Annotated in this window: 6 protein-coding genes and 1 pseudogene; 4 read left to right on the top strand and 3 right to left on the bottom strand. The window is 32.9% G+C overall.

What is annotated here, in order from left to right; genetic code table 11:
• The 4 genes and pseudogenes from E4T68_RS09625 to E4T68_RS08160 all read left to right on the top strand — a co-directional run.
• A pseudogene (locus E4T68_RS09625) lies at nt 1-184 on the top strand (IS30 family transposase); the annotation flags it as partial.
• A 293-nt stretch (nt 185-477) separates the two neighbouring features.
• Entirely contained in the window at nt 478-1,320 is an 843-nt protein-coding gene (locus tag E4T68_RS08170; protein ID WP_135125883.1) for a DegV family protein, read from the top strand.
• A 285-nt stretch (nt 1,321-1,605) separates the two neighbouring features.
• Complete coding sequence (locus E4T68_RS08165) at nt 1,606-3,114, top strand: phosphomannomutase/phosphoglucomutase (RefSeq protein WP_135125881.1); 1,509 nt, start codon at nt 1,606-1,608, stop codon at nt 3,112-3,114.
• 445 nt (nt 3,115-3,559) lie between these two features.
• On the top strand, nt 3,560-3,751 hold the full coding sequence (locus E4T68_RS08160; protein WP_135125885.1) for a tyrosine-type recombinase/integrase: 192 nt from the start codon (nt 3,560-3,562) through the stop codon (nt 3,749-3,751).
• Between the two features lie 282 nt (nt 3,752-4,033).
• On the opposite strand, the gene E4T68_RS08155 is transcribed toward E4T68_RS08160, so the two are convergent.
• The 3 genes from E4T68_RS08155 to E4T68_RS08145 form a co-directional block, all read right to left on the bottom strand.
• On the bottom strand, nt 4,034-5,377 hold the full coding sequence (locus E4T68_RS08155; protein WP_135125879.1) for a glucosaminidase domain-containing protein: 1,344 nt from the start codon (nt 5,375-5,377) through the stop codon (nt 4,034-4,036).
• A 62-nt stretch (nt 5,378-5,439) separates the two neighbouring features.
• The gene (locus E4T68_RS08150) at nt 5,440-5,799 is read right to left on the bottom strand and encodes a hypothetical protein (RefSeq protein ID WP_135125877.1); all 360 of its coding nucleotides are present in this window, start codon (nt 5,797-5,799) and stop codon (nt 5,440-5,442) included.
• Nucleotides 5,796-6,121 (bottom strand): type II toxin-antitoxin system antitoxin SocA domain-containing protein (locus E4T68_RS08145; protein ID WP_135125875.1); only part of this gene is annotated, 326 nt, incomplete at its 5' end. The genes E4T68_RS08150 and E4T68_RS08145, both read right to left, overlap by 4 nt.

Genomic DNA, 6,121 nt, shown 5'->3' with positions numbered 1-6,121 from the left:
ACGAGGGACTAATGAAAATCACAATGGTTTAATTCGAGAATTTTTACCGAAGGGAAAATCATTTAATTTAGTACCTATTCAAATGATAACAACTATACAAAATGCGTTAAATAATAGACCTAGACGTCTACTAGACTATGATACACCTCATACTATGTTTAATCGTTTGTGTGCAACGACATAAACTATAACAGAATAGGTGTAACCGTAAAGGCTCGCTACGCTAATACCTTGACCGTTACACCTATTCCATTACAAAACAACTATGTCGCACACAGACATAGACTGTGACTTTAGTATTTTTCATGTACTGTTGCACTTGGCTTTACAATTCGAGTTTTTTTTCAGTTTATTTTTTAATGCCTCTGATTATTATATAATAACTAAAAAAATTAAGACGCTAGCATTGACAAGTCAGAAAATCTTCTTTAAGATAAAAATCAGTTTTAACATCAAAGCAACTATCGGAGGAAAACTATGTCATGGAAAATCATTGCAGATTCAGGTTGTGACTTTATCAACATACCTCAATTAGCACCAGAAACCACTTTTGAAAGAGTCCCTTTAACACTACAAGTTGGAGAGAAAACATTTGTTGATGACGAAAAATTAGATATTGATAACATGATGGCTACAATGTATGCCGAAAAACAAGCGACTCGCTCGGCTTGTCCTAGTCCACAAGCTTATGAACAAGCCTATCATGGTGCTGAAAATATTATCGTTATTACTATTACTGGCAGCTTATCAGGCAGTCATAATAGCGCCGAATTAGGAAAAACATTATTTTTAGAACATAATCAAGCCAATATTCACATCATTGATTCATTATCTGCTAGTGGAGAAATTGATTTAATTGTTTTGGAAATTAACCGTCTTATCAGTTTAGGATTATCGTTTAACGAAGTTGTGGAACACATTACAGCTTATCAACAAAAAACAAAATTGTTATTTGTTCTTGCCAAAGTGGATAATTTAATTAAAAACGGTCGCCTAAACAAATTTATTGGAACTATTGTTGGCTTATTAAACATCCGTATGGTTGGTACAGCCAGTTCTGAAGGAAAATTAGAGCTACTTCAAAAAGCACGTGGCGAAAAAAAAGCAATTTTAGCGACTTATGATGAAATGAAGAAAGCAAACTACCAAGGTGGTAAAGTCATAATAGCCCATTGTAACAACCTTTCTGCTTGTCAACAACTTAAAACGCTCATTCAACAAGACTTTCCAAAAGCTGAAATTACATTCATAAAAACTTCCGGTTTATGTAGTTTTTATGGAGAAAACGAAGGCATATTATTAGGATATGAAACACATTAAATTATCATAGTATTAACATACCCTATCTGACTAAAAAATAAACTCAAAGACTTTACATTAGGCACTACTAGATTCTAATGTAAAGTTTTTTCTAATTATTTAATAAAAATTACGCCTCTTATTATCTCCTTTCATCAATCGTTTATCTTCATAAACATTCACTTAACCATTTTAGTGCAAATCTCCAGAACCATTAATTTTTTATGCATAGATTATATCTTTAAACCAAATTTTATGCTATGCTATATTCAATCATAAAAAATCAAGACTAAGGAGTTCTTCTTTATGGATTTATTACATTTACAAAACGGATCAGATATTCGTGGCATTGCTATTAGCACACATGAACACACTGCAAATTTAACACAAGAAAATGTGCAAGATATAACAAAAGGCGTTATTAATTGGCTGTGCCAAAATCCTGTCTTACATGAAAAATATCAACAAGGAACATTGACAATAGGGGTTGGTCGTGACAGTCGATTAAGCGGACCATCTCTTAGCCAAACGTTTAGGGAAACTGCACTCGCATTTGGCGTTAACATTATTGATTTTGGGCTAGCTACTACTCCAGCAATGTTTATGAGTACACAGTACGAGCAATTTAAAACAGATGCGGGTATTATGTTTACAGCCAGTCACTTGCCTTTTTATTTCAACGGGATTAAAATTTTTAGTCAGACAGGTGGTGCCGAGCATGAAGATATTGAATATATTCTAACACACACCCAAACTCCTCAATCACAGCATAAAGGAAATTTACAGTATCACTCTATTTTACCAACTTACGCAAAAGACTTAGTTCAAAAAATTCAACAAGGCTGTACCCTTGATACACCAACACCTCTAAAAGACATGCATATTATTGTAGATGCTGGTAACGGTGCAGGGGGGTTCTTTGCTAAAGAAGTTCTAGCTGTTTTAGGTGCTGATATTAGTGGATCACAATTTTTAGAACCTGACGGAAATTTCCCAAATCATATTCCTAATCCTGACAATAAAGAGGCTATGGAAAGTATCAAACAAGCGGTATTAAGACACCAAGCAGATTTAGGAATTATATTTGATACTGATGTTGACCGTTCAGCAGTTGTAACAAAAGATGGGCAATTACTAAATCGCAATAATTTAATTGCTATTTTAAGTTACATTGTCCTTTCTGAACATCCGAATACAAGTATTGTAACAAATTCACCAACAAGTGAACATTTAAAAAACTTTATTCATTCCTTAGGTGGCAAACAAGTTCGTTACATTTCAGGATATAGAAATGTTATTAACCGTGCTATTGACTTAAATAATTCTGGAACAGATTGCCAACTAGCCATTGAAACGAGTGGACATGCCGCTTTCAAAGAAAACTATTTCCTAGATGACGGAACATACGCTGTAGCTAAAATTTTAATGCTACTTCCTCGTCTACTTGACAAACAAACAAGTTTAAGTGACCTTATTGCAACTCTTAAACAACCCGCACAAACTCAAGAAGTAAGATTTAAACTAGAAATAGAAAACTATCAACAATACGGTCGTCAAATTATTGATAATTTACGGCAAAAAGACATCGTTGGCTTTACATTAAATCACGATAATGAAGAAGGAGTACGTTTCGATGTCCACTCTCCTTATGGTTCTGGTTGGTTTTTATTACGCATGAGTTTACACGAACCTCTCTTAGTACTACAAATTGAAAATGATGAGAAAGGATATATTCCAGCCATTTTACGTGAATTACATCAATTCTTTAATGACTACACGCATCTTAACCAAGAAAAACTTATCGCACTACTTTAAGCATAACATTTGCATAAATGAATAAGGAAATCTTTAATTAACAAAAGGAAATGGGAAAAAACTAAAATTTTAGCATTTCGATTAAAATTTGAAAACAGCTTAGAATCAACGTTTTTGATAACGTCATTATAAGCTGTTTTTTATTTTTAATACTTTTTTCCAGTCACGCTTTATAAGTAGAGAGTTTAAGCTATTAATCTAATAGGTTGATTATTTTATCCGTTTATATAAGTATCTGGATTTTTTCGCTTTTTTAGACTGCTTCTTTATCCTGATTTGAATATTCAAAAATCTTCAATTTTTCATACATTAACACCAATATCTTTGTTTGAATTTATAAAAAAAATGCCATTTTTTACATTTTCAACCGATAATGAAGAGCTAATATTTAAAAAAATTATATTATTAACATCTATATGGACAAATTCATTATAAACATTAATAAATCAACAATGTTTACGCTTTACGACATACACACGGGTCAATTTTACTGTATAAAGGTTCATCAATTTTATATATATCAAAACGCCTTGGTCATTCATCAACTGCTATTACACAACAGGTATATTTACATTTAATCGATGAGTTAAAAGATACAGAAGAAAAACTGGCATTAAAAATTTTTGATGATTTATGATTTTGTCCAACTTTTGTCCAACCAAAAAATACTTTTTAATATTTTTTAATACTTTCTAAAACACAAAAAACGCTATACAACAGCATTTTCACTGTTATATAGCGTTTAAATATTTTCTAAATACGCATCATAAGGGATTTTTTTAGTGAAATATAGTAAAAAAATGTGTTAAGAATGGCTTTGTAATGCGTAGTATGACTAAATATAATTAACTGTAAATTTTTTTAAATGGACAAAATTATGGACAAATAAAAATCCCCTAGCCAAAGGCTAGGGGTTTCTTTATACTTCTTCAATTTTATACGTTTTTTCACCTAATGTGAATTGTGTACTTTCTTTTGGTGCTTGTTCCAAAGTTTGCCATGCTTCGACAATATCCTGTTCCAACACCCAACCGATTGCCGAGTTGTTTGTTGCTAAACGGTACGCACGTTTAGAATGGGATTGTTGCACGTCCATTTTCCCTGTAATAGTATATGTGTTTCCAAGGACTAACGGATTGATTGGTTTACCATTTTGGTAGTGTGTGGCATGCTTGGATACTTTTACGTCTTGCCCCTCTGTTAAGGCTCTAAAACTTTGTGGAAAGTCAACGATTGGCTGTGTGTTCTGATGTTCCTCTTGTGGAGTGGGTTGTTGCACGGCTTTTCCTGTAATGGCTTCTACAAATTGTCTAGCAATATCATCTAAAGATTTTGAAAATATCGCCATATCTTCCGAATTGTCCACAAAACAACATTCAACTAAACGATAATTGTACCCACATCTTGCTGATACACTCATATTATATAAGTTATCTCTTTTCTTAATGCCACGATTGACAAAATATTTAGCTAAGATAGCCAATAATGCATTGTCTAAGTCATCTGCATTATATTCATGCCAAATGAGTACCTCACACCCTTTCGCTTGCCCATTAAATGCGTTTAAGTGCAATTCTGTAATGCTTTCGTATCCACTATACGTATTGATATTCCGATGTTCATATACGTTTTGTTCTGTAATGTATTCAATATCCGTATGGTTATAGCGTGACATTGCCGTTGCCAACCGTCTTACCCATTCTGCTTCTGTTCCATTTGAACCAATCGCTCCGGGGTCATAACTCCCGTTAGGATTTTTTCCATGTCCACAAATGACTAAATGTTTTGCCATGCTCTCACTTTCCTTTTCTTTATCGTATTGTGTTAAATTGTATTTTTCTATAAGTTCTATTAACTTACTCCCATAGCCACTATCTGTAGCATACAAGCCCGTTAATGCTTGTGCTTGCTCTTTATACCCTTTGGCATGTATCACGCTAGAATAGTGGTTTTTTCGCCATTCTGTAGACGTGATAAACTGGCTATGGTCTTTAACAAATTCCTCAACGCTAGCATACTTTCTAAATGCTGAACGTTCAGACGTGACCACACCGTCATGCTCCTCATTTGAGTATTTAACGTGTGTACTACCAGTCCACTCCTTGCTGGCTTTAATACCAGCAAAATTATTAGCTTCTTTAGCTAGTTCAGACTGCCCCCAACTGCTCTCTAAAATAGCTTGAGCAATGCGTATGGACGGCAATAAAACAGACGGCACATTTTGATATAGTGCTGCCATTTTTGAAATAAATGTGTTATCCATATAACCTCCTTGTTGAATATAAAAAAGACTAGCAAGTTTATGCTAATCTTTGCTTCGTAATCTTATGCTAGTTTCATTTTTTCATTCACATTTTTTTTGATACGATTCAAATAAATGTCATGTTGTTGTTTTTTAGAAACCAATTCACCTTTTTTATAAGCAACATTATAAATAATCATTCCTATATCCATACAAGTGTTGAAATTTAAGAACATAAATATCACTCTTTTAAATCTTTTATTACTTTTTTTGTCAAATAACGTTTCTATGATAATCCAAATTAATAATATTGGAATAAGCCAATACGTAAATTTTGCCCCTGAAAAATCTAATTCTAATTTTTTTGCTCTTTCAAAAAGGATATAAATTTTTAATAAATAGAACACCACAAGTGCTGCAAGTATAATTAACAAAATCATCATATTATTTTCCACTCCTTTTTAGCTTGCGATATAATCACAGTATCCGTAATCTCACAATTTAACCCCTCACGATAAACTGTATCCCAAGGTCCATTTTTAGAATGTGTATATTCAACCAACTCTTTACCCGTTAAATTTCCGTACTGTTTAACAACATAAAATAGAGTATGTATTATATCTTCACTGTATTGGACTAACATCATTCTTCCAATAGCCTGTGGCAATGCAATGTCCTCCAAAACATACGTCTCATCATCTTCCATTTTTATTGAACTTGAACCGAATTCTTTAAATTGACGATACATTTCTTCAACAACAGGAC

It is taken from the genome of Granulicatella sp. WM01, assembly GCF_004570605.1.
In the GTDB taxonomy this organism is placed as follows: Bacteria; Bacillota; Bacilli; order Lactobacillales; family Aerococcaceae; genus WM01.
Note: the sequence above shows the minus strand (reverse complement) of the source record. Positions and strands in the feature narration are given on the sequence as shown.